A 24,090-nucleotide genomic window follows, 5' to 3' on the forward strand; every position below is an offset into this window, starting at 1 on the left:
TGTTTCAGGGCAGCTTGCCGCCGCGGCGTCTTGACGCTTTTTCGTCAGCCGCCGATCAGCCGGCCTTGAGCGGCGAGATCTGGATCTCGACGCGCCGATTCTGCGCGCGTCCGTCGGCCGTGGCGTTCGATGCGATCGGCTGGCTGGGGCCGAAACCGAGTGCCGAGACGCGGCGGGGATCGACGCCCTGCGAATTGAGATAGCTTGCGACCGACATGGCGCGCCGTTCGGAAAGCGCCTCGTTATGGGCGACGCTGCCGGTCGAATCGGTATGGCCGTTGACGTCGATCAGGGTCTTTTCAAACTTGCGCAGCACGATCGCCACGGAGTTCAGCGTCGGGTAGAACTGCGGTATGACCTGGTCCTGATCGGTCGCAAAGGTGATGTTGGACGGCATGTTGAGGATGATCCGGTCGCCCATGCGGGTGACGGAAATGCCGGTGCCCTGCAACTGGGCCCTCAGTTCGGCTTCCTGATTGTCCATGTAATTGCCGATCGCACCGCCGGCGAGTGCGCCGATGCCCGCGCCGATCAGCGCGCCATTGCGGCTGTCGCGTCCGCCGCCGCCGATCACGGCGCCCCCGACGGCGCCGAGTGCGGCGCCCAAGACGGCACCGCCGGCCAGGTTGGACGTCTTCTGCTCGCCGGTATAGGGATCGGTCGTGGTGCAGGCGGTCAGATAGGTCGCGGCAAGCGCGAGGATCGACAGTTTCTTGATCATCGTCGGGCAAACTCCAGAAAACTCTGATTTCCGTCAACAAGCCAAATGCGGCAATATGAAGTTGGCGGCCGTTCGAACTTATTCGGCTGCGCTTTTTTGACCGAAGCGTTTCTCGATATAATCGATCACCAGGGCTTCGAAATCCGCCGCGATGTTCGGCCCGCGCAAGGTCATGGCCTTCTTTCCGTCGATGAACACCGGAGCGGCCGGCATCTCGCCGGTACCTGGCAGCGATATGCCGATGTCGGCATGCTTGCTTTCGCCCGGTCCGTTGACGATGCAGCCCATGACCGCGACGTTGAGCGCCTCGACGCCGGGATATTTCTCGCGCCAGACCGGCATGTTCTTGCGCAGGTCCTGCTCGATCTTCTGGGCCAGTTCCTGGAACACGGTGGAGGTCGTACGGCCGCAGCCGGGGCAGGCCGCAACGACCGGCACGAACTGGCGGAAACCCATGACCTGCAGGATCTCCTGGGCTACCTGCACTTCGCGGGTGCGGTCGCCGTTCGGCTCGGGGGTGAGCGAAACGCGGATGGTATCGCCGATGCCGTGCTGCAGGACATAGCCCATGGCCGCGGACGAGGCGACGATGCCTTTCGAGCCCATGCCGGCTTCGGTCAGACCGAGATGCAGCGCATGGTCGGAACGGCTGGCCAGCATGGAATAGACGGCAATCAGGTCCTGAACCTGGGACACCTTGGCCGACAGGATGATCTTCGATCGCGGCAGGCCGATTTCCTCGGCGAGTTCGGCCGACAGCAGCGCCGACTGGACGATCGCCTCACGCGTCACCTGGCGGGCGGAAAGCGGAAAGCCCTCCGTCTGGTTCTCGTCCATCAGCCGGGTCAGCAATTCCTGGTCGAGCGAGCCCCAGTTGACGCCGATGCGCACCGGCTTGTCGTAGCGGATGGCCATTTCCACGATGTCGGCGAACTGCTTGTCCTTCTTGTCCTTGAAGCCGACATTGCCCGGATTGATGCGGTACTTGGCGAGCGCTTCGGCGCAGGCGGGATGGTCGGCGAGCAGCTTGTGGCCGATATAGTGGAAGTCGCCGACCAGCGGGACATCGAGGCCGAGGCGAAGCAGTCGCTCGCGGATTCTCGGAACGGCCGCAGCGCTTTCGTCGCGATCGACGGTGATGCGGACGATTTCGGAACCGGCCTTGAACAGTTCGGCCACCTGTCTGACGGTGGCGTCAACATCGGCCGTGTCGGTATTTGTCATCGACTGCACGACGACGGGGGCGTTGCCGCCGACGATCACGCCGCCGACATCGACGGCAACGGTTCTGTGGCGCGGTTTGGGATCGAATTCGTCTGCGGAGATCATGGAGTGCCCTTGAGCGGCGCTAAATTTCTCGGATTCAGGTGGATCAAACATGCGCGCTTGTCAACCTTGCGCTAAATCATGGGACACGGTCGCGCGCGCAGACGGGCCTTGCTGCGGCCATTCCTTGCGCGACCGTGTCCATGCCTAAGGACGCGCCTCGCCGATCCGGTCGGCATGGCGGGCCAGTCCCGAAAGCGCGAGCACGACGAGATTGAGCAGTGAAACCGCCGTGAAGACGCTGGATAGCGACGTGTATTCGGCAATGAAGCCGATGATCGACGGGGCGAACAGGATGCCGGAATAGCCGAGCGAGGTCACGACCGAGAGGCCGATCCCCGGTGCAAGGCCCGGGATGTTGCCGCCAGCGGAAAAGGCGATGGGCACCATGTTGGAAATGCCGATCCCGGCAATGCCGAAGCCGATCAGCGCGATCGTGACATTGGGGGCCTGACCGGCGATGATCAGGCCGACAAACGAAGCGATGGTGCAAAGGCGGAGTGTCGTCACCGCGCCGAACCTGTCGCGCACCAGGTCGCCGGCAAAGCGCATGGCCGCCATGGCAAGCGAGAAGGCGGCAAAGGCAAAGCCCGAATGCGCCGTCGAGGCATTGAGCTCCTTGCCGAGATAGAGCGCGCCCCAATCGAGGATTGCCCCTTCCGGGATCATCGAGAAAAGGGCGATGAGGCCGATCAGCCAGGGCAACGGCGAAAGCGGCAGTCTCGCCCGCTCGCGCCGTTCGGTGGGGTGCGGCCGGTCGACAAGGATCATCGTCTGGGCAATCGCCAGCAATGCGAACGCGACGCCGGCCACCAGCAAGGCATGACCGAGCGCGCCGATGGCTGCGATCAGCACACCGCCGGTTGCGGCACCCACCAGACCTCCAAGGCTCCAGAAGGCATGACAGGACGACATGATCGATCGGCGCATGGAACGCTCGACCTCCACTGCATTGGCATTCATCGCCACGTCCATCGCGCCCGCCAGGCCGCCGAACAGGAAGATGGCCACGGCGCCCACCCAGAGCGCGTCGACAAGCGTGATGAAAACAATGGTCGGGATGAACAGGAGCGCTGCGACGAGGACGACTCGGTTCGAGCCGAATCTTGAGATCTGAAACCCAGCGATTGGCATGAGCAACAGCGAGCCGACGCCGAAGACGAACAGCATGATGCCGAGATGGGCCTCGCTCAAGGACAGCGAGGCGGCGAAGATCGGGATCTTTGGCGCCCAGGCGCCCATCATCAGGCCATTGATGAAGAACAGCAGGGACACCGCCGCCCTTGTCCGGGTGAAATAGCCGCCGCGCAGGCCATCGGCGCTGCCCTTGGTCGTCTCTGTCATCGTCCGCTCCTCGATTTGGCGGCACTTTATTTCAATCGATTGAAACCTCAACCGCGAAATCCTTGCGGGAATTTCACATTTTGTTTCCCGGCGAAATAGCGGATGCACCCCCGAGATCGGTAAAGGCGGGCCATTGACAGCCGACCGCGAAAGGAAAAATGTGGCTCCATTCTTCCCGCCCGTTCTTGGGGGCCGCGCTATCGCTCCCCTCAATAATCCTGCCTTCAGGTGCATGCGTGAAAACAACCGTCGGCCTCGGCATCCTGTTGACCAGCCTGTCCTATTTCCTCTTCACCCTGCATGACGGCCTGATCAAGCTTTTGGTCGAGACGACGGCGGTGTGGCAGATCCTGTTCTTCCGCAGCGCGGTCATCCTGGTTGGATGCCTGGCCTTCGGCGGCCCCTCATTGATCCGCGAAGCGGTCACTTCGCCGGTCGTCAAACCGATGATGATCCGCAGCCTGCTGCTGCTCGGCGCGTGGCTGAGCTATTACAATGCCGCCCGCGAGATGCAGCTCGCCGAACTGACGACGCTCTATTATGCCGCGCCCGTGGTTGCCACGCTGCTCGCCGTGCCGATCCTCAAGGAGCGCGTGACCGTGCCCCGCTGGACGGCGGTCGTGGTCGGTTTTCTCGGCGTGCTGATTGCAACAGATCCGGTGGGCCTGACGCTCCGTCCTCCCGTCTACCTCGCCCTGCTGGCGGCCTTCCTCTGGGCCTTCTCGACCGTTCTTCTGCGACGCACCGCCATGGGTGCCCGAACGCTGGTTCAGATGAGCGTGACCAACAGCTTCTTCCTTGTTCTCACTGGCACGATGCTGGTGCAGGTGTGGCGCACGCCGACCATGACGGAGCTCGGTTTGTCGCTTGCAACCGGCATTATCGGCGGCGTGGCCCAGCTCGCCTTCTTCGAGGGCATGCGCAGGGCGCCGATCTCGGTCCTCGCGCCGTTCGAATATACGGCCCTCGTCTGGGCCTTCGCACTCGGCTATGCGATCTGGGGCGATATCCCGGCGCTCAACGTCTTCTTCGGCGCAGCGCTGATCTGCAGCGCGGGCCTGATCATCATCTTCAGCGAACGTTTGCTTTCCCGCCGCTAGGAGGGAACCAAAAAATTGGTTCCTGCTGCTGCGATCTTGTCCGGCCAGGTGCCGGCAAATAGTCCTTGCTACCGCTTCAACCATCGTATATACGAATATATGTAGATATATATCCATGGAGGTTCCAATGTCTCTCGATCGTGCCGTGCTGGCCTTTGCCGGCGTAATGGTTCTGGTTTCCGTCCTGCTGACGGCTTTCGTCCACCCGTATTTCGTCTGGTTCACCGTCTTCATCGGCGTTAACATGCTGCAGTCGGCCTTTACCGGTTTCTGCCCCGCTGCCATGATCTTCAAGAAGCTCGGCTTTCGTCCCGGCTGCGCATTCTGAGCATCCCTGTTCAAAGGAAACTCCCATGAAAGCCAAGGCGCTCGCGTGTTCCGCCATTCTCGGCCTGTCACTCTTGGCGACAGCCTCTTTCGCGGCGGAGACGATCCGTCTCGACGCGGTGAAAATCCCTGAATGGAAGGCTGTCTATGGCCGTGTCGAAGCGCGCGACAGCGTTTCGGCGCGGGCGCGGATCGGCGGCACGGTCGTCGACCTCAAGGTCACGGAAGGCGATGACGTCAAGGCCGGCGATGTCATCGCCGTCGTCAAGGACGACAAGATCGACTTCCAGATCGCCGCGATCGAAGCCCAATTGCTCGGCCTGCGGGCGTCATTGGAAAACGCCCAGTCGGAACTGACGCGCGGCGAGGAGTTGATCAAGCGCGGGGTGACCACGGCCCAGCGGCTGGACGCCCTGCGCACGCAGGTCGATGTCGTGCGCAACCAGATCGCGGCCGCCGAAGCCCAGCGCTCGGTCGTCGTCGAGCAGGGCAAGGAAGGCGCGGTGCTGGCGCCCGCCGATGGCAAGGTTCTCACCGTTCCGGTCACCAAGGACGCCGTCATCATGGCAGGCGAGCCGGTTGCGACGATCGGCGGCGGCGGCTTCTTCCTCCGCCTGGCAATTCCCGAGCGCCATGCCGACCTGCTGCGGCAGGATGCCTCCATCGAAATCGATAGCGGTAACGGGAACGGCCACCAGAGTACCGGCCGCCTCGCCAAGATCTATCCGGAAATAGACAATGGCCGCGTGATCGCCGATGTAGAGGTCGAAGACCTGCCGACCGCATTCGTCAACAAGCGCCTGCTGGTGCGGGTGCCGGTCGGCGAGCGCGATGCGCTGCTGCTGCCGGTCAACGCGCTGACGAACCGCTTCGGCGTGGATTATGTCACCGTCCGATCGGGTGAAGGCACGGCCGAACGCGCTGTCGTCACGGCCAAGCCGATCCTGCACGATGGCCGGGAAATGACAGAAATCCTGACTGGTCTTGCCGCCGGCGAAGAGGTCCTGCTGCCATGAAGCTTCCCAGTCTCGGCATTGCAGGTGGCCTGACCAAGGGCTTCATCACCTCGCCGCTCACGCCGCTCTTCCTTATCACCGCCTTCGCGCTCGGCCTCGTCGCGCTGTTGACGCTGCCGCGTGAGGAAGAGCCGCAGATTTCCGTGCCGATGGTCGACATCATCGTGCGTGCCGACGGCCTGAAGGCGGAAGACGCCGTCAAGCTCGTCACCGAGCCGCTGGAAACGATCATCAAGGGCATCAACGACGTCGAGCACGTCTATTCGCAGACCTCCGACGACCAGGTGATGGTCACGGCCCGCTTCATCGTCGGTACATCCGGCGATTCGGCGGTGCTGCGCGTCCATGACAAGATCCGCGCCAATATGAGCTCGATCCCGGTCGGTATTCCCGAACCGCTGGTGGTCGGCCGCACGATCGACGATGTGGCGATCGTTTCACTCACGCTGACCCCGTCCGCCGACAAGGGGGCTGGCGTCGATGCGACCGCGCTCACCCGCATCGCCCGTGAATTGCGGGTCGAGATGGCGAAGATCGACGATGTCGGCCTTAGCTACCTCGTCGGGGAGACCGGCGACGCGATCCGCATCGCCCCCGATCCGGAGAAGCTCGCGCTCTACGGCATGACCCTGCAGCAACTGTCTTCCAAGGTGACCGCCGCCAACCGTTCGTTCTCGACCGGCCTGGTCCGCGACGAGGGGCGGCAGATCGAGCTCGTCGCCGGTGAAACGCTGTCGACCCCGACCGAGATCGGCAACCTGCTGCTGACCACCCGCGATAACCGCCCGGTCTACGTGCGCGACGTCGCCGATGTTTCCTTCGTCACCGACACGGTGGACGCGCGCGCCTCGACGGTTACTCGCGGCGAAAATGGCGAGCTGAAGCGCGTCCCCGCCGTCACGCTTGCGCTTGCCAAGCGCGCCGGCGCCAATGCCGTTCTGGTCTCGGAAGAGATCCTGCACCGTGTCGAGGAATTGAAGGGCAACCTCATTCCCGACAGCATGGATGCCGAGATCACCCGCGACTACGGCGAAACCGCCAATGAAAAGGCCAACGAACTTCTGTTCCATCTGGGGCTGGCGACGCTGTCGATCATCGCGCTCGTCTGGGTCTCGATCGGCCGCCGCGAAGCGCTCGTCGTCGCCATCGTCATTCCCGTCACGATCCTGCTGACGCTGTTTGCCGCCAACCTGATGGGCTACACGCTGAACCGCGTTTCGCTGTTCGCGCTGATCTTTTCGATCGGTATTCTCGTCGATGACGCGATCGTCGTGATCGAAAACATCGCCCGTCACTGGGGCTTCAACGACGGCAAGGACCGCCGTGAGGCGGCGATCGATGCCGTCGCCGAAGTCGGTAATCCGACCATTGTTGCGACGCTGACGGTCGTCGCGGCCCTGCTGCCGATGATGTTCGTATCCGGCATGATGGGCCCCTATATGAGCCCGATCCCGGCCAATGCCTCGGCCGCGATGATCTTCTCCTTCTTCGTCGCCGTGGTGGTCACGCCCTGGCTGATGCTGAAGATCGCCGGCAAGGCCAAGCTGCACCATGACGATGCGCACGCGACCGGCGGCATTCTCGGCGCGGGCTATGCAAGGGTCGCCAGCCCCATCCTGGCGAGCAAGAAGAACAGCTGGATCTTCCTGCTTCTCGTCGGCGTCGCCACGCTCGGTTCGCTGGCGCTGTTCTACACCAAGGACGTCACGGTCAAGCTCCTGCCCTTCGACAACAAGTCGGAACTGCAGGTGACGATCGACCTGCCCGAAGGCTCGTCCGTCGAAACCACGGATGCGATCGCCCAGGCTGTCGCCAAGGTGACGCTCGATACACCGGAAGTGCTGAGCGTCCAGACCCATGCGGCAACGGCTGCCCCGTTCAACTTCAACGGCTTGGTTCGTCATGCCTACATCCGCTCGAAACCCGAGATGGGCGACGTGCAGATCAACCTGACGCCGAAGTCGGAGCGTGATCGCTCGAGCCATGAGATCGCGCTCGATCTGCGCCAGAGGCTGCTTGCCGAGGTCAAGGTGCCGGAAGGCACCTCGCTGAAGGTCGTCGAACCGCCGCCGGGTCCGCCGGTCATGGCAACACTTCTGGCCGAAATCTATGGCCCGGATGCCGAGACGCGCCGTGCCACGGCGGAGAAGGTCAAGGCCGCGTTCAAGGCGGTCCCCTTCATCGTCGACGTCGATGACAGCTATGGCCAGCCGGCCAGCCGTCTGCGCGCCACGATCTCCGGCGATGACCTGGACTTCTTCGGCGTTTCGGAAAGCGACGTGTTCGACACCCTGTCGATCCTCAACGGCTCGACCACGCTCGGCTATTCGCACCGGGGCGACGGCCGTGCGCCGATCCCGATCGTCATCAGCAGGCCCAAAGGCGCGATGGTGTTCGACGAGAAATTCCTGTCGACGCCGATCCCCGCCAACCTTCTGCCGGGCTCGCGCTCGGTGGTCGAACTGGGCGACGTGATCCGTGTCAGGGAGGAACAGGCCTCGTTCCCGATCTTCCGCCATAATGGCCGCTATGCCGAAATGGTCACGGCCGAACTGGCGGGTGACTACGAGGCGCCGCTCTATGGCATGCTCGCCGTGCAGGACGCCCTCGACAGCCAGGACTGGACCGGACTGACCAAGCCGGAGATCGCCCTGCATGGCCAGCCTATGGACCAGAACAAGTCGGTGCTGCTGTGGGACGGCGAATGGGAAGTGACCTGGGTGACTTTCCGCGACATGGGCGCCGCCTTCATGGTCGCCCTTCTCGGGATCTATATCCTTGTCGTCGCCCAGTTCGGCTCGTTCAAGGTGCCGCTCGTCATCCTGACGCCGATCCCGCTGACCTTCATCGGCATTCTCGGTGGCCACTGGCTGTTTGCGGCGCCTTTCACCGCGACCTCGATGATCGGCTTCATTGCGCTGGCCGGCATCATCGTGCGCAACTCGATCCTGCTGGTGGACTTCATTCGCCACGCCAAGACCCCGGATCGGGATCTGACGGACGTGCTGATCGAGGCCGGCTCGATCCGTTTCAAGCCGATCCTGCTCACAGCCCTTGCGGCGATGATCGGCGCGGCGGTGATCCTGACGGACCCGATCTTCCAGGGCCTGGCGATCTCGCTGCTGTTCGGCCTGGCCTCGTCGACGCTTTTGACCGTGCTGGTCATTCCGGCGATCTATCGCGTGCTGAGAACCTGAGCCAACGGACTGGCAAAATGATGAAGGCCCGGGAACCTGCGTTCCCGGGCCTACTCTATTGTGGTCTGCACGCTTCTTACTTCGTGGCAAGCCAGCTTTCCGTAAGCTCCACCCAGAAGCTGGTGCCGATCGGCAGGATGTCGTCGTTGAAGTCGTAGCGGGGATGATGAAGCGGCGGATCGTTCGGTGTCCGTTGCGTTCCGACGAAGAAATAGCAGCCCGGACGCTCTTCAAGCATATAGGCGAAATCCTCGCTGCCCATGGTCGGACGCGGCATGTCGACAACCTTGTCGGCACCGGCAAACCGGGTCGCCAGCGTCCGGATGAAGTCGGTCTCCGCCTTGTGGTTGATGGTCGCGTTATAGCCCCGCTGATAGTCGACGGTCACGCTCATGCCGTAGCTTGCAGCCTGTCCCTCGGCGATGGTGCGGATGCGGTTCTCCAACTGATCGCGCACCTTGGGATCGAAGGAGCGGACCGACAGCAGCATTTCGGCGCGCTCGGGAATGACATTGCTCGCGCCGCCGGCATGGAAGGCGCCGACCGTGATCACAGTCGGGTCGATCGGATGGATGTTGCGCGAGACGATGGTCTGCAACGCCATGATGATCGATGCGCCGCAGACGATCGGATCGGCGGTGTCCTGGGGCTCGGCGCCATGGCCGCCGCGGCCGTTGACGGTGATCTTGCACTCGTCGACCGCGGCCATGATCGGACCTTCGCGCAGCGCGAACTGGCCGAACGGAATGGTCGGGTCGTTGTGGAGCGCAAAGACCGCGTCGCAGGGGAATTTTTCAAACAGCCCGTCATCCATCATGATCTTGGCGCCGCCGAAATTTTCCTCGGCGGGCTGGAAGATCAGGTGCACGGTGCCGTCGAAATTCTTCCGCTCGGCGATGATCGCAGCAGCCCCGAGCAGCATGGCAGTGTGCCCGTCATGACCACAGGCATGCATCATGCCGGGGTTCTTGCTCTGGTATTCGAGCCCGGTTTCCTCAAGGATCGGAAGTGCATCGAAATCGGCACGGATGCCGATGCTTCGAGGGCTGTCGCCGTTGCGCAGCGTGGCGACGATGCCTGTCTTGGCAAGGCCACGGGTCACCTCATAGCCCAGCGCCTCGAGCTTCTCGGCGACATAGTCCGATGTGTTGAATTCCGACAGGCCGATCTCCGGGTATTGGTGGAGATGATGGCGGGTTGCCACGACGTCGGCCATATGGTTGGAAAATTGAATTGTCATGAAGCACCAGGGGTTTGGCTGAGGGTTTGAAAGCGCGGGACATGGCAGCCGTGCCACCGCCTCGTGATCCCGCTCCGAGGCTTTAGCGGATCTCGGTGGGCGAACGAGGCCGGAGTTTTGCACTTGTGCCTCAATTATTCAACCGTATAAACAGGAGGTGACAGTGCCGACGGGACGACCGGCCTGCCTCAAGAATCGGAGCGGAGCATGAAGGGATTCAGGCGGAAAGAATTCGGAACACTGTCCGGCCTGGGCATCGCTTTGTTGCTCGGACCCACGTCATGAGCCGCCGACCCTTCCATCGGGCAGGCGAGGCGGAGCGCCGGCAGGACCTGATCACCGCCACGCTCGACTGTATTTCCGAATACGGCCTTCAGGGGGCGACCGTGCGCCAGATCGCCGCGCGCGCCGGCGTCACCGGAGGCCTCATCCGCCACTATTTCACCGGCAAGGAACAGATGCTGCAGGCGGCCTATCGCGAGGTGATGGTGACCATCGGCACCACGGCGATCAATGCCGCTGAAGCGGCAGGCAGCGATCCGCGCCGCCGGCTGCATGATTTCATCATCGCCAATGTCAGTCCGCCGATCACCGATCCGCGCACGCTGTCGCTTTGGGCGGCGTTCATCAGCCATGTCCGCGTCGATCCCGAATTTGCCCGCATCCACCGGGAAAACTACCTGAATTTCCTCGGCTCGCTGGAGGATCTGCTTTCGGCCTTCCTCTCCGCCAACAGCAGGCCGATTGCGCCGGAGGAATGCCGCAAGCTGGCGATCGCCATCAACGGCCTGATCGACGGCCTATGGCTGGAAGGATCGCTGGCCGGGGATCTGTTCGACGATCAGGCCCTGCCGCGCATTGCGCTCGCATCGGTCGAATCCCTGTTGGGCGGCCTCAGCCTCTCCCATCCCGACGCTCCTCGCGACAAGACATGACTGGACGACCCATGCGCTATGCTTCCATCACCGAACGTCTCGCTGATCTCGGATCAGGCAAATGGGCGATCCACGTCGAAGCCCGGCGCAAGGCGGCCGAAGGCGTGCCGGTGATCGAGCTGACGATCGGTGAGCCGGATCTCAGCCCGGATCGCGCATTGCTCGACGAGTGCGCCCGGGCCTTGTATGCCGGCCGCACGCGCTATTCCAACGGCCGGGGCGAGCCCTCGGTGGTCGATGCGCTGGTCGAGAAATATCGCAAGCGTCGGTCCGACGTCACGGCGCGCAACGTCCTCTGCTTTCCCGGAACCCAGACGGCGCTCTTCGCCGTCATGCTCGGCCTTCTGGACCGCGATGACGAAGTGTTGGTCGGCGACCCCCATTACGCGACCTATGAAGGCGTGATCGCCGCCAGCGGCGCCCGCATGGTGCCGGTTCCGCTTCACCCGGGAAAGCACTTTCACCTGCAGGCCGACGACCTTGCTCGCGCGGTTTCGCCGCGCTCGCGGGTAGTGCTGCTCAACACGCCGCACAATCCCACCGGAGCCGTCCTGACTTCCGACGAGATCGCCGCGATCGGCGAGGTCTGCCGCGCGCATGACCTCTGGATCGTCTGTGACGAGGTCTATGAAGAACTGATTTTCGGTGGTGCCTTTGCCTCGCCCTTCGACGATCCGGCGCTTGCCGAGCGGACGATCGTGGTATCCTCGATCTCGAAATCCCACGCTTCGCCCGGCTTCCGCAGCGGCTGGGCAATCGGACCGACGGAGTTCTGCGACCGGCTGCTACCCGTCTCTGAAACCATGCTGTTCGGCGTGCAGCCGTTCATCGCCGACATGACCGCCATGGCGCTGTCGAAACCGTTCGATACGGCCGCGGTGATGCGGGCGAGCTACGAGCGGCGGGCGAAGCTGGTGGCGGACGGCCTTGCGGCTTCGCGAACGCTGAAGCCGATGATGCCGGAGGGCGGCATGTTCATTGTCGTCGACGTTTCCGCGACCGGTCTTACGGGGCAGGCATTCGCGGAGCGCCTGCTTCGCGAGAAGAATGTCGCGGTCATGCCCGGCGGCTCCTTCGGCGAGCAGGCGATCAATTTCATCCGTGTCTCGCTGACCGTCGACGATGAACGTCTCGCTGTCGCCACGCAGCGCATGGCGGAACTCGCCGCCGAGATCGCCGAGCCCGGCGAAGGACTGCGAAGGGTGGCGATCTGATATCCGCGGCGACCACGTTCGGCCGAGCTTGATCCAAAGATCGCGTGCCGCGTCTCGACCTGGGATGCAGCTTTTTCCAGGTCGGCCTCGACGCTTCAATCGCCGCGGCAGGACAAAAGCGACCATCGCCGTCTAAGACCTGCGTAGGCCTTGGCTACGGCCTTGAAATAAGGCATAAAAAAGCCAATTTTCCTAGCGATGCCACGGTACCATCTCCGCCGGGCCAGTTTTCTTGCAGTCATCGTCTCGCATTGCGGGCTTTTTGAGTTCAGATGATTGAACGGGAGGCCAAAACTGTGCAAAGCGATGCGCCGGGAGATGGCAGCGGGTCAAGACGAACCCTGACGAGCTCCCTCTAACGATAAACTCGAGATTATGTCTTTGACCATGACGCCGAATGTTCCGTCGCGCGACCTAGAAACCAGGCAGATCGATCACAACGATGCGATCCGCGCTGCATATTTCACCATTGATGAGTTGCGCGAGGCCGCCGAGGCGCTGGCCCGGGATGGCGCGACGGATCTGCCGGGACTGATGGATTTCGACTTCTTCGCGCGTCATCGCGAGAACGAACGGGAAATCCTGAGGGTCTACCGGGCGACCGCGACCGACGTCGAGGCCGGCGCCACGATCACGCCGGCGGCCGAGTGGCTGCTCGACAATCACTACATCATCGAGGAGGCGATCCAGGAAGTGCGCCGGGACTTCCCCAAGAAGTTCTATCGCCAGCTTCCGACGATGAAGGTCGGCAACCGCGAAATTCCCCGGACGATGGCGCTCGCCTGGCTCTACGTCGCGCACACCCATTCGACCGTGTCGATGGAGGCGATGACGGCGCTGGTCGAAGGCTTCCAGAAGCACAAGACGCTGGAGATCGGCGAGCTGTGGGCGCTTCCGTCGATCGTCCGCTTCGTGCTGATCGAGAATCTTCGCCGTATCTCGACGCGTGTCGACCGGTCGCGCCGGATGCGCCGCAAGGCAAACGAGGTCGCCGACGAGATCATTCGCCTCAACGATGCGGCAAGCTCGACCGAACTCCTGAAACAGATCGAGCCGCTCGCCGAAGACAATACCTTCGCCACCCAGTTCCTCTACCGGCTGCGCAACGGCTCGCAGAACACCAGCTTCGCCGTCTCCTGGATCGAGGGACGCCTGGAAAAGGCGGGCCGTACCGCTGAAGAGGGGATGACCCAGGAGCACAACCGGCTGTCGTCCGGCAATGTGACCACCGGCAACATCGTCAAGAGCCTGCGCGAGATCGACGACAAGGAATGGTCGGTCTGGGTCGAGGACGTCTGCCTGGTCGACAAGGTGCTTGCCCATCACACCGACTATCGCGCTCTCGATTTCGGCTCGCGCAACGCCTATCGCAGCACGATCGAAAGGCTGGCGCGCCGCTCCGACATGTCGGAAATCGAGATTGCCCAGAAAGCGATCGATCTCGCCGAAGAGGCGGCCCAAGCCGATGGGTGCGTCGGCTCACCCAATGTCGGCGGCTATCTCGTCGGGACGCAGCGTCCGCTGCTCGAGCGGGCGATCGGCTATCGCATGCCGCTCTGGCGCCGCCTGGCGCTTGGCGTCCAGCGTCTCAACTGGATCTCGATCGCGGTCCCCGTCATCGGCCTGACGCTCGCCGCCATGGCGGTGGTCGGCTATTTCCTGTCGCTGGCGGGTGTGTCCACGCCGCTGACCGTCATTCTGCTGCTGCTGTTTGCGCTGCCCGCCTCCGAAGGCGCAACCGGCCTGTTCAACACGCTTGTGACCTTGATCGCCAAGCCGGTGCGGCTGACCGGCTACGAATTCAAGGAAGGCTTGCCGGACGATGCGCGCACGCTGGTCGTGGTGCCATGCCTGATCGCCAAGCGTGACGATGTGGACGAGTTGGTGCGCAATCTCGAGGTTCACCATCTCACCAATCCACGCGGCGAAATCTATTTCGCGCTTCTGAGTGACTGGCGCGACAGCCCGGTCGAGGAGACGCCGGCGGACCTCGAAATCCTTGAATATGCCAAGGGCCAGGTCGCCGAGCTCGCGGCGCGCTACGCCCATGACGGCAAGACCCGGTTTTTCCTTCTGCACCGCCGCCGCCTCTACAATCCCGCCGAAGGCGCCTGGATGGGCTGGGAGCGCAAGCGCGGCAAGCTGCACGAACTGAACCTGCTCCTGCGTGGCGATCACGACACCTCCTACCTGCCGGGCGCCAACATCGTGCCCGAGGGCGTGCAATATGTGATGACGCTCGATGCCGACACGCGGCTGATGCGCGACGCGGTCACCAAGATGGTCGGCAAGCTCTACCACCCGATCAACCGGCCGGTGCACGATCCTGTAACCGGGCGCGTCGTCAGCGGCTACGGGGTACTCCAGCCGCGCGTGACACCTTCCCTGACGACGGGCAAGGATGCCTCGGTCTTCCAGCGCGTCTTCTCGATGAACCGGGGGCTCGACCCTTACGTGTTCACCGTATCCGACGTCTACCAGGACATTGCCGGCGAAGGCACGTTTACCGGCAAGGGCCTCTACCACGTCGATGCGTTTGAAACGGCGCTGAAGGGTCGCATCGACGAAAACACCGTGTTGAGCCACGATTTGCTTGAAGGATCGATGGCGCGCTGCGCCCTCGTCACGGATGTGGAACTGGTCGAAGACTTCCCGACCCGCTACGAGGTCGAGATTTCCCGCCAGCATCGCTGGGCCCGTGGCGACTGGCAGCTCTTGCCCTACATCTTCGATCCGGCGCGCGGCATTACTGCGCTCGGCCGGTGGAAGATGGTCGACAACCTGCGTCGTTCGCTGACCCCGATGGCCTGGTTCCTCGCTTCGGTGCTCGGCTGGCTGTCGATGGATCCGGTCGGCGCCTTTCTCTGGCAACTCCTGCTGATTTTCTGCCTGTTCGTCGCGCCGACGCTCTCGCTGCTGTCCGGCCTCGTGCCGCGCCAGACGGATATCGTTCCGGCGGCGCATTTCCAGTCGCTATGGTCGGAACTGCGCTCGTCGAACGCCCAGGTGGCGCTGCGCATCGTCTTCATCGCCGACATGGCCTACATGATGGGTGACGCGATCATCCGCTCGCTCTATCGCATGCTGGTCAGCCGCAAGCTGCTGCTCGAATGGCGTACCGCCGCCAGCATCCAGTCCTCCGCGCAGGGCAGCATTTCCACCTATTATCGCAGCATGCTGCACGCCCCGGTGCTGGCCGTGCTGGCGCTCGCGGTGGCGGCGGCCTTCGGCGGCTACGGCTACCTGATCGGCCTGCCCTTCACGCTGATGTGGGTCTTGTCGCCGCTCGTCGCCTGGTATGTCAGCCAGTCGGCCGAAACGGAGGACAGCCTCTTCGTCCCGGAGGAGGCAACCATCGAGTTGCGCAAGATCGCGCGGCGGACCTGGCGTTTCTACGAGACCTTCGTCACCGCCGGCGACAATTACCTGCCGCCGGACAATTTCCAGGAAAATCCGGAACCGGTCGTCGCCCATCGCACTTCGCCGACCAATATCGGCGTCTACCTGCTGTCGGTCGTCTCGGCCCGCCATTTCGGCTGGATCAGTTTCGAGCAGACGATCGAACGGCTCGAGCAGACGATCTCCACGGTCGAGCGCATGGAGAAGTACCGTGGGCACCTCTATAACTGGTATTACACGGACACGTTGAACACGCTTGGGCCGCGATATATTTCCGCGGTCGACAGCGGCAATCTCGCCGGCCATCTGATCGCCATCTCCTCGGCCTGCCGCGAATGGGCGGAGGCGCCCTCGGCGCATATGCAGGGCAATCTCGACGGCATCGGCGATGTGGGCGGAATCCTGCTCGAAGTGCTCAAGGAACTGCCGGACGATCGCAAGACGGTGCGGCCCCTGCGCCGCCGGCTCGAGGAGCGCATCAACGGCTTCAACAATGCGTTGGCCGCCGTCAAGCGCGAGCATGAATTCGCCTCGATCCGCATCATCAACCTCAGCGTTCTGGCGCGCGACATCCAGAAGCTCGCGGCGAACCTCCACCACGAGGTCCGCTCCGAACAGAGCGGCGAAGTCACCCGCTGGACGGAATCGCTGGTCGCCGCCTGCGAGGCGCATATCGCCGATACGGCCTTCGACCTGTCGAACATCGATCCGCTGCGCCAGCGTCTCGCCGTCCTGCGGGACCGGGCCCGCGGCATTGCCTTCTCGATGGACTTCAGCTTCCTGTTCCGCCCCGAGCGACGGCTCTTGTCGATCGGCTATCGTGTCGACGGCCGCGAGCTTGATGAAGCCTGCTACGACCTTCTGGCATCGGAATGCCGTCTCACCAGCCTGTTCGCCATCGCCAAGGGCGATCTGCCGACCGAACACTGGTACCGCCTCGGCCGCCAGGTCGTGCCGATCGGTGCGCGGGCCGCGTTGATCTCGTGGTCGGGCTCGATGTTCGAATATCTGATGCCGCCGCTCGTCATGCAGGAGCGGCAGGGCGGGATTCTCAACCAGACCAACAATCTGGTGGTGCAGGAACAGATCAATCACGGCAAGCGGCTGGGTATCCCGTGGGGGATTTCGGAGGCCGCCTTCAATGCCCGGGACCATGAACTGACCTACCAGTACACCAATTTCGGCGTGCCGACGCTCGGCCTCAAGCGCGGCCTTGGTCAGAACGCGGTCATCGCGCCCTATGCCTCGATCCTGGCCAGCCAGTATTTCCCGGAAGCGGCGCTGGAAAACCTGACGCGTCTGCGCAAGCTCGGCGCGCTTGGCGCCTACGGCTTCCACGACGCCGTGGACTTCACCCCGACCCGCCTTCCCGAAGGCAAGTCCTGTGCCGTCGTCTACAATTACTATGCCCACCACCACGGCATGTCGATCGCGGCCATCGCCAACGTCGCCTTCAACGGCCGGCTGCGCGAACTCTTCCATGCCGACCCGGTGATCGAAGCGGCCGAACTCCTGCTGCAGGAAAAGGCCCCGCGCGAGATCCCGGTGATGAGCGCCAAATACGAGCCGCAGACGCCGGGCAAGGGGCAGGCCGACCTGCTGCGTCCGGAAGTGCGTATCGTGACCGATCCGGCGGTCAAGGACCGGGCGCTCGCCTTCCTGTCGAACGGCCATTATTCGGTCATGCTGACGGCGACGGGTTCGGGCTATTCGCGGTGGAATGGCCAGGCCGTCTCGCGCTGGGTCGCCGACCCGACCGAAGACCGCGCCGGCACATTCATCTTCCTGCGCGATACCGCGAGCGGCCAGTGGTGGTCGGCGACCGCTTCGCCGCGCCGCGCCGAGGACGAGGAAAGCAAGGCCATCTTCGGCGACGACAAGGCTGAGTTCTTCAAGACGGTCGGGGACATTTCGACCCAGGTCGAGTGCATCGTCGCAACCGAGCATGATGCCGAAGGCCGGCGCCTGACCATCCTCAATACCGGCAGCGAGGATCGCTTCATCGAGGTGACGTCCTATCTCGAGCCGGTGATTGCCCAGGATGATGCCGACAATGCCCATCCGCTGTTCTCGCGCATGTTCATCAAGACCGAATTCGGCCGCCGGCGCGACGTCATCCGCGCCGAGCGCAACAAGCGCAGCCCGGGCGACGCCGACATGTGTGTCGCGCATCTGGTGGTCGACAGCACCGGCCCCGGCCGGCCGACCGAGTTCGAGACCGACCGTCGGCGCTTCATCGGCCGTGGCCGCTGCCTCGCCGAGGCCGCGGCTTTCGAGCCGGGCGCCACGCTTTCGGGAACGGAGGGCTTCACGCTCGATCCGATTCTCAGCTTGCGCCGCGTCGTGCGCGTGCCGTCGGGCAAGAAAGTCAGCGTGATTTTCTGGACGATCGCCGCACCCAGTCGCGAAAAGATCGACGAGGCGATCGAGCGCTATCGCCATCCGGATTCCTTCAGCCATGAACTCATTCATGCCTGGACCCGGGCGCAAGTCGAGCTGCGCCACATCGGCATCACGTCGCAGCAGGCCGCCGCCTTCCAGCATCTCGGCCGCTATCTGGTCTATCCCGACAATCATCTGCGGGCCGATCCGGAGACGGTTCGCAACGGCCTTGCCACCCAGTCGGCGCTGTGGCCGCTGGCGATTTCCGGCGACTATCCGATCTTTGCGCTGCGCATCAACGACGACATGGACATCGAGATCGCCCGGGAAGCCATGAGCGCGCTTGAATACCTGCGCCGTCGCGGCATCGTCGCCGATCTCGCCATCGTCAACGAACGCGCCACCTCCTATGCCCAGGACATGCAGCATGCGCTCGACCAGATGGCCGAGAACCTTAGACATCGCCTGCCTGACGGCAGCAGCGGCAAGCCGCATGTCTTTGTCGTACGCAACGACCTGATGGAGGAGGGCGCCTCGCAGGCTCTGATCGCCGCCGCGCGCGTCGTTCTGCACGCCCGAAACGGCAAGGTGGTGGATCAGATCAACCGGGCGGTTTCGCTGTTTGCCACGCCGCGCAGCCCGGAGGGATCGGAGACCGAATGGCCGGGCCTGTTGCCGGCGATGCCTGTCGCCTCGATCAAGACCGTTCCGGCGCGCGCTGGCAAGGGTCTCGAATTCTGGAACGGCTTCGGCGGTTTCGCCGACAGCGGCAAGGAATATGTCGTGCGCCTGGCGGGTCGGCAGTCGACGCCGCAGCCTTGGATCAACGTGATCGCCAACGAGAATTTCGGCTTCCATGTTTCGGCCGAAGGGGCCGGTTTCACCTGGAGCGGCAATTCGCGTGACCACCAGCTGACGCCGTGGACCAACGACCCGGTTGCAGATCGCCCGGGTGAGGCTTTCTACGTCGCCGATCTCGAGACCGGCCGGACATTCGTGCCTTTCAGCGCGCTCAACCTCAATGACAAGGCCGAGTTCGAAACCCGCCATGGTTTCGGCTACACGGTGTTCACCAGCCGCCACGACGATCTCGACCTCGAACTGACCCAGACCGTCGATCGGAGCCGTCCGGCCAAGCTGTCCCGCCTTGTCCTGCGTAACAGGGGCGAGGATGCCCGCAGCTTCCGCGTCTACGGCTATGCGGAATGGGTGCTCGGAAATAACGGGCAGAAGAGTGCGCCCTTCGTGTTGTCTTCCTTCGATGAGGATACTGGGGCTCTCTTTGCCACCAATCCTTACGACATCAACTATCCGGGCCGCACGGCCTTCCTGGCGGGGCTGGGCGCGCCCAGCGGCTATACCGCCAGCCGGCGCGAGTTCATCGGTCGCCATGGTTCGATCCGGATGCCGCAGGCGCTGGCCCGCCAGTCGCATCTCTCAGGCTCCGCCGAGACGGAGAGCGATCCCTGTGCGGCACTTGCCTTCGACATCGAGGTCCCGGCCGGCGCTGAACGCGACATCACCTTCCTGCTCGGCGAGACGGGCACGCAGGAGGACGCCCGCGAACTGATCGAAGCGCTGCGCAAGGAGAGCTTCCCGTCGATCCTCGCGGCAAGCAAGGACTATTGGTCCGGTATCACCGGACGGCTGCAGGTCAAGACCGCCGACCCGGGCTTCGACATGCTGGTCAACCGCTGGCTGCCATATCAGGCTCTGGCCTGCCGGATCTTCGCCCGTGCCGGCTTCTACCAGGCAAGTGGGGCTTATGGCTTCCGCGACCAGTTGCAGGATACGCTCGCCTTCCTGATGGTCGAGCCGCAACTGGCGCGCCGCCAGATCCTCAACGCCGCTTCGCGCCAGTTCGTCGAAGGCGACGTGCAGCACTGGTGGTTGCCGAGCACCGGTGCCGGCGTGCGCACGCATATATCCGACGACGTCGTCTGGCTCGCCCATGCGGTCGACCAGTATGTCGTGGCGACCGGCGACCAGGCTTTCCTCGATGAGCGCCTCGCTTTCCTCGAGGGGCCGCCTCTGGCGGAAGGCCAGCACGACAGCTTCTACCAGCCGGCGGTCTCCAGCGAAGAGGCGAGCCTCTACGAACATGCGGCTCGCGCGCTCGACCTTGCGGTGGCCCGGACCGGTTCCCGTGGACTGCCGCTCATCCTCGGCGGCGACTGGAATGACGGGATGAACCGCGTCGGCGAAAAGGGCGAAGGCGAAAGCGTCTGGCTCGGCTGGTTCCTGGCCGCCACGCTCCGATCCTTCCTCGTCCATGCCGAGGCGAAGGGCGACGAGGATCGCATCACCCGATGGACGGCACATCTTGCCGCCCTCGGACAGGCGCTGGAAACGGCCGGATGGGACGGCGAATACTATCGTCGTGGCTATTTCGACGACGGTACGCCGCTCGGCTCCGCCCAGTCTGAAGAGTGCCGCATCGACTCGATCGCCCAGTCCTGGAGCGTCCTGTCGGGCGAGGGCAAGCCCGAGCATACGGCCAAGGCGCTCGATGCGGCGCTTTCGGAACTTGTGGACGGGGAGGCCGGGATCATCCGGCTGTTCAAGCCGCCCTTTGCCAAGACCAAGCTCGAACCGGGCTATATCAAGGCCTATCCGCCGGGCGTGCGCGAGAACGGCGGCCAGTATACCCATGCGGCCATATGGCTCGGCCTGGCGCTCGCCAGGGCCGGCCGTCCGGCCGATGCCTGGCGCTGCTTCGGGCTGCTGAATCCGATCAACCACGCCCTCGATGCCGAGGCGGCGGAACGCTATCGCGTCGAACCCTATGTGGTCGCCGCCGACGTCTATGGCGGGGAAGCCTATCCCGGCCGCGGCGGCTGGACCTGGTATACCGGTTCGGCCGGCTGGCTCTATCGCTTCGCCGTCGAAGGCCTGCTCGGCATATCCCGCAAAGGTGATCGATTGCGCATCCAGCCCGTCCTACCGCCGGAATGGAATGCGTTCGAGGCGGAGCTGACGATCGACGGCACGCGCTACGCCATCGCGGTCGAACGCCTTGCCGGCTCGGTTGGCTATGACGTGACGGTCAATGGTGAGGCGGTCGCCGATCTGGAGGCCGGCTACCGGCTTGTGCCAGCGCCTTGAGGCCTTTCTACACGAGGCAAGGGGGATCTGCGGCTTCGAGGCCGTCGATCCTGTGCGGCGGTGCCGCCCCACTTCGCACTTTGTCCTGACGAAAATGCAGGGCCTTCATGACATCGAAGGGCGGGCCATCATCACTCATGGCCCGCCCTTTCACCAGACAAACGCGGTCGGCAGCGGCAGCTGATCTAGAATCGGGTGGTGAGCAGCTTGATGCCGGCGGCGGCAAACATCACGCCCATCGTGGCATCGATACCGCGCCGGGCGGCGCGATAGGCGCGGAATGCCGGCCCGGTGGAGAACAAGACGGCATAGCTGGTGAAGACGGTCAGGCCCGTCAGCAGGCAGCCGCCGACAACCAGGGCCACCGCCTGTGCCGAAGCACCGTCCGGAAGGCCCAGCGAAATGATCGCCACCCAGGCGAATATCGCCTTCGGGTTGGTCAGGTGGATGGCGTAGCCGAGGAGGAAGGTCCGCCTCAGGCTTCTGGCCGGGGCGGCCTCGGCCGCTGCCAAATGTCGTGCGGAGTCGGGGCGGCTGGCGGAACGCAGCGCCTTGTAGGCGAGATAGAGCAGATAGAGCCCGCCGGCGATCTTCACGGCATGCAGCACGCCCGCATAGTGCGTGAGAACGGTCGCAAGGCCGATCGAGGCGGCCATTGCCCAGGTAAACGATCCGGCGAAGACACCGGCCGCCATGGCAAGCCCGGAGCGGCGGCCCTCGGCGATCGAGGTCGAAACGATCGCCATGACGGCAGGGCCCGGACTCATGACCGCGAAGAGGTAGACGAGGTAAGCGGCAACGACCTGTGGCAGATGCTGGGCAATTTCACTCATGGCGCGCAGTTCTCCCCGATGCGAAAGGCGCAGCATAGCGCGCCGGACGCTTGGGTGCATGTCAGATGATTTGATGGGAAGGGTTCAGAGATTGATGGGTGGGGCGATTGCCGCCCGCGATCAGCTCTTCCGATTGGCAACGAAGCGGGCCGTGTCGATCAGCGTGGCGGCACGATCGCCATAGACGGCGATGAGGCCGGTTGCTTCCTCGACCAGCCTGTCGAGCTCAGCCTCCGCCCAGGCCTGGCCTTTCAATGCCACCAGTGTCCCCTTGCCGCGGGCGGCGTCCTTGCCGGCCGCCTTGCCGAGGGTCGCGGCATCCGAGGTGAGGTCCAGCAGGTCGTCGGCCAGCTGGAAGGCGCGCCCGACGATCTCTCCGAAGCGGCGCAGGCGCATGCGGTCCTCCTTAGGCGCGCCGGCGATGATGGCGCCCGCCTCGCATGCGAAGCGGATCAAGGCGCCGGTCTTCATCGCCTGCAGGGTGATGATGCCCTGTTCGTCGGGTGAGCGCTTCTCGGCGGCAAGATCCAGCGCCTGGCCGCCCGCCATGCCCCCGACACCGGCGGCGCGGGCGAGCGCCAGCACGAGCTCGATCCTGGCGCGATCGCCAAGGGCCGTTTCGGGAGCTGCAATGATATCGAAGGCGTAGGTCAGCAGCGCATCGCCGGCGAGGATGGCGGTGGCCTCGTCGAAGGCGATATGCACGGTCGGCTTGCCGCGGCGAAGCTTGTCGTCATCCATGGCGGGCAGGTCGTCGTGAACCAGCGAATAGCTGTGCAGGCATTCGAGCGCTGCGCCGATACGAAACGCCGCCTCCCGGTCGCCGTCGAACATAGCCGCGCTTTCCACCACCAGAAACGGACGAAGCCGCTTTCCGCCGTTGAGCGCCCCATAATGCATGGCTTCGATGAGGTGGGTCGGACGAGCCGTTTCCTGTGGCAGCGTATCGGCCGAGAGGAGTTCGTCCAGCAGTTCCTCGGTCCGCTTGGCCGTGGCAGTGAGCTTTGCTTCGAATGGGGTCATCGGGGCCTCCGTCGCGGCTATGTGGCATGGGGCCGGGAGACTGGCAACGGGAATCTGGTCGGGAAAAGCCGCACTTCGTCGCAAGCGGTCTGGCTATCGGTGAGGAGGCTCGCTAAGAGAAACGATCACTCGTAGACACCAGGCAGATCCTTCTTGGCGGAAAACAGCGATATCGGGGATGAAGACGAGGGCACGGAGCGGGCGCCGCGCAGGTTTGCCGGCCTGGCGCGAAGGATCGTTCTCGTCGTTCTCGCCCTTCTGGTTCTGCCCTATGCGTTGATCCTGCTTTACCGAGGCGAGTTCATTCATCCCGTTTCGACGCTGATGCTGGCAGATCTTGCGACCTTCAAGGGCTATGACCGGCAATGGGTGGAATTCGAGGAAATCTCGCCCCATCTCGTGCGGGCGGTGATGATGTCGGAAGACGGCCAGTTCTGCGCCCATGCAGGTGTCGATTGGGAGCAGATGAAGGGCGTCGTGGATGATGCGCTGGCGGGTGAGGCGACCCGCGGTGCGAGCACGATCCCAATGCAGACGGTCAAGAACCTGTACCTGTGGAACAGCCGATCGATGATCCGCAAGGGTCTGGAACTGCCGCTCGCCATCTTCGCCGATATCGTCTGGCCGAAGAGGCGGACCATGGAAATCTATCTCAACATTGCCGAATGGGGGCCGGGGATCTACGGCATCGAGGCGGCGGCACGCTATCACTTCAAGACGTCCGCGGCCAAGCTGACGCCGAACCAGGCGGCGCTGCTCGCCGTTTCCCTTCCCAATCCGATCGAGCGGGTGGCGGGCAAGCCGGGCAAGGGCATGAAACGGCTGGCCGCGGTGGTCGATCGTCGGGCCAAGCGCTCCGGCGCTTACATCACATGCCTTTATGATTGAGTTGCAAAACTTTGGTTGGTGCTGCGGCACGCCCCAGCTT

At 63.7% G+C, this 24,090-nt stretch carries 14 protein-coding genes; 8 read left to right on the top strand and 6 right to left on the bottom strand.

Annotation, left to right across the window (positions count from 1 at the left end):
- Window positions 1-55: 55 nt before the first annotated feature.
- The 3 genes from DYZ14_RS08685 to DYZ14_RS08695 form a co-directional block, all read right to left on the bottom strand.
- Window positions 56-721: an OmpA family protein gene (locus DYZ14_RS08685; RefSeq protein WP_115670432.1), complete on the bottom strand. Its 666-nt coding sequence runs from the start codon at window positions 719-721 to the stop codon at window positions 56-58.
- A gap of 78 nt (window positions 722-799) precedes the next feature.
- Window positions 800-2,050, bottom strand: a complete 1,251-nt coding sequence (gene ispG, locus DYZ14_RS08690) for a flavodoxin-dependent (E)-4-hydroxy-3-methylbut-2-enyl-diphosphate synthase (RefSeq protein WP_154720300.1) — start codon at window positions 2,048-2,050, stop codon at window positions 800-802.
- Window positions 2,051-2,194: 144 nt separating this feature from the next.
- Window positions 2,195-3,391 (bottom strand): MFS transporter, encoded by a 1,197-nt coding sequence (locus DYZ14_RS08695; RefSeq protein ID WP_154720301.1) that lies wholly within the window; start codon window positions 3,389-3,391, stop codon window positions 2,195-2,197.
- Between the two features lie 236 nt (window positions 3,392-3,627).
- On the opposite strand from DYZ14_RS08695, the gene DYZ14_RS08700 reads away from it, so the two are divergent.
- The 4 genes from DYZ14_RS08700 (at window position 3,628) to DYZ14_RS08715 (ending at window position 9,031) form a co-directional block, all read left to right on the top strand.
- Window positions 3,628-4,491 (top strand): DMT family transporter, encoded by an 864-nt coding sequence (locus DYZ14_RS08700; RefSeq protein WP_154720302.1) that lies wholly within the window; start codon window positions 3,628-3,630, stop codon window positions 4,489-4,491.
- Between the two features lie 127 nt (window positions 4,492-4,618).
- Window positions 4,619-4,819 carry a YgaP family membrane protein gene (locus DYZ14_RS08705; protein ID WP_115670428.1) on the top strand — a complete coding sequence of 67 codons (201 nt, stop codon included), beginning with the start codon at window positions 4,619-4,621 and terminating at the stop codon, window positions 4,817-4,819.
- Window positions 4,820-4,844: 25 nt separating this feature from the next.
- Entirely contained in the window at window positions 4,845-5,834 is a 990-nt protein-coding gene (locus DYZ14_RS08710) for an efflux RND transporter periplasmic adaptor subunit (RefSeq protein WP_154720303.1), read from the top strand.
- Complete coding sequence (locus tag DYZ14_RS08715) at window positions 5,831-9,031, top strand: efflux RND transporter permease subunit (protein WP_154720304.1); 3,201 nt, start codon at window positions 5,831-5,833, stop codon at window positions 9,029-9,031. Before DYZ14_RS08710 ends, DYZ14_RS08715 begins: the two co-directional genes overlap by 4 nt.
- 76 nt (window positions 9,032-9,107) lie before the next feature.
- Here the strand turns inward: DYZ14_RS08715 and DYZ14_RS08720 are convergent, their stop codons facing one another.
- Window positions 9,108-10,271, bottom strand: coding sequence for a M20 aminoacylase family protein (locus DYZ14_RS08720; RefSeq protein ID WP_232365479.1), 1,164 nt, complete (start codon window positions 10,269-10,271; stop codon window positions 9,108-9,110).
- Between the two features lie 281 nt (window positions 10,272-10,552).
- Here DYZ14_RS08720 and DYZ14_RS08725 point away from each other — a divergent pair, with 281 nt between their 5' ends.
- The 3 genes from DYZ14_RS08725 (at window position 10,553) to DYZ14_RS08735 (ending at window position 21,306) form a co-directional block, all read left to right on the top strand.
- A complete protein-coding gene (locus tag DYZ14_RS08725) occupies window positions 10,553-11,206 on the top strand; it encodes a TetR family transcriptional regulator C-terminal domain-containing protein (protein ID WP_154720305.1) in 654 nt (217 codons plus the stop codon).
- Between the two features lie 11 nt (window positions 11,207-11,217).
- Entirely contained in the window at window positions 11,218-12,420 is a 1,203-nt protein-coding gene (locus tag DYZ14_RS08730) for a pyridoxal phosphate-dependent aminotransferase (RefSeq protein WP_154720306.1), read from the top strand.
- A gap of 375 nt (window positions 12,421-12,795) precedes the next feature.
- Entirely contained in the window at window positions 12,796-21,306 is an 8,511-nt protein-coding gene (locus DYZ14_RS08735) for a GH36-type glycosyl hydrolase domain-containing protein (protein ID WP_154720307.1), read from the top strand.
- Between the two features lie 185 nt (window positions 21,307-21,491).
- Here the strand turns inward: DYZ14_RS08735 and DYZ14_RS08740 are convergent, their stop codons facing one another.
- Entirely contained in the window at window positions 21,492-22,139 is a 648-nt protein-coding gene (locus DYZ14_RS08740; RefSeq protein WP_154720308.1) for a LysE family translocator, read from the bottom strand.
- 120 nt (window positions 22,140-22,259) lie between these two features.
- On the bottom strand, window positions 22,260-23,162 hold the full coding sequence (locus DYZ14_RS08745) for a polyprenyl synthetase family protein (protein WP_154720309.1): 903 nt from the start codon (window positions 23,160-23,162) through the stop codon (window positions 22,260-22,262).
- Window positions 23,163-23,333: 171 nt separating this feature from the next.
- Between DYZ14_RS08745 and mtgA the strand changes: the two genes are divergently transcribed.
- Window positions 23,334-24,050: a monofunctional biosynthetic peptidoglycan transglycosylase gene (mtgA, locus tag DYZ14_RS08750; protein WP_232365488.1), complete on the top strand. Its 717-nt coding sequence runs from the start codon at window positions 23,334-23,336 to the stop codon at window positions 24,048-24,050.
- Window positions 24,051-24,090 lie beyond the last annotated feature (40 nt).

It is taken from the genome of Ciceribacter sp. T2.26MG-112.2 (assembly GCF_900492205.1).
In the GTDB taxonomy this organism is placed as follows: Bacteria; Pseudomonadota; Alphaproteobacteria; order Rhizobiales; family Rhizobiaceae; genus Allorhizobium; species Allorhizobium naphthalenivorans_A.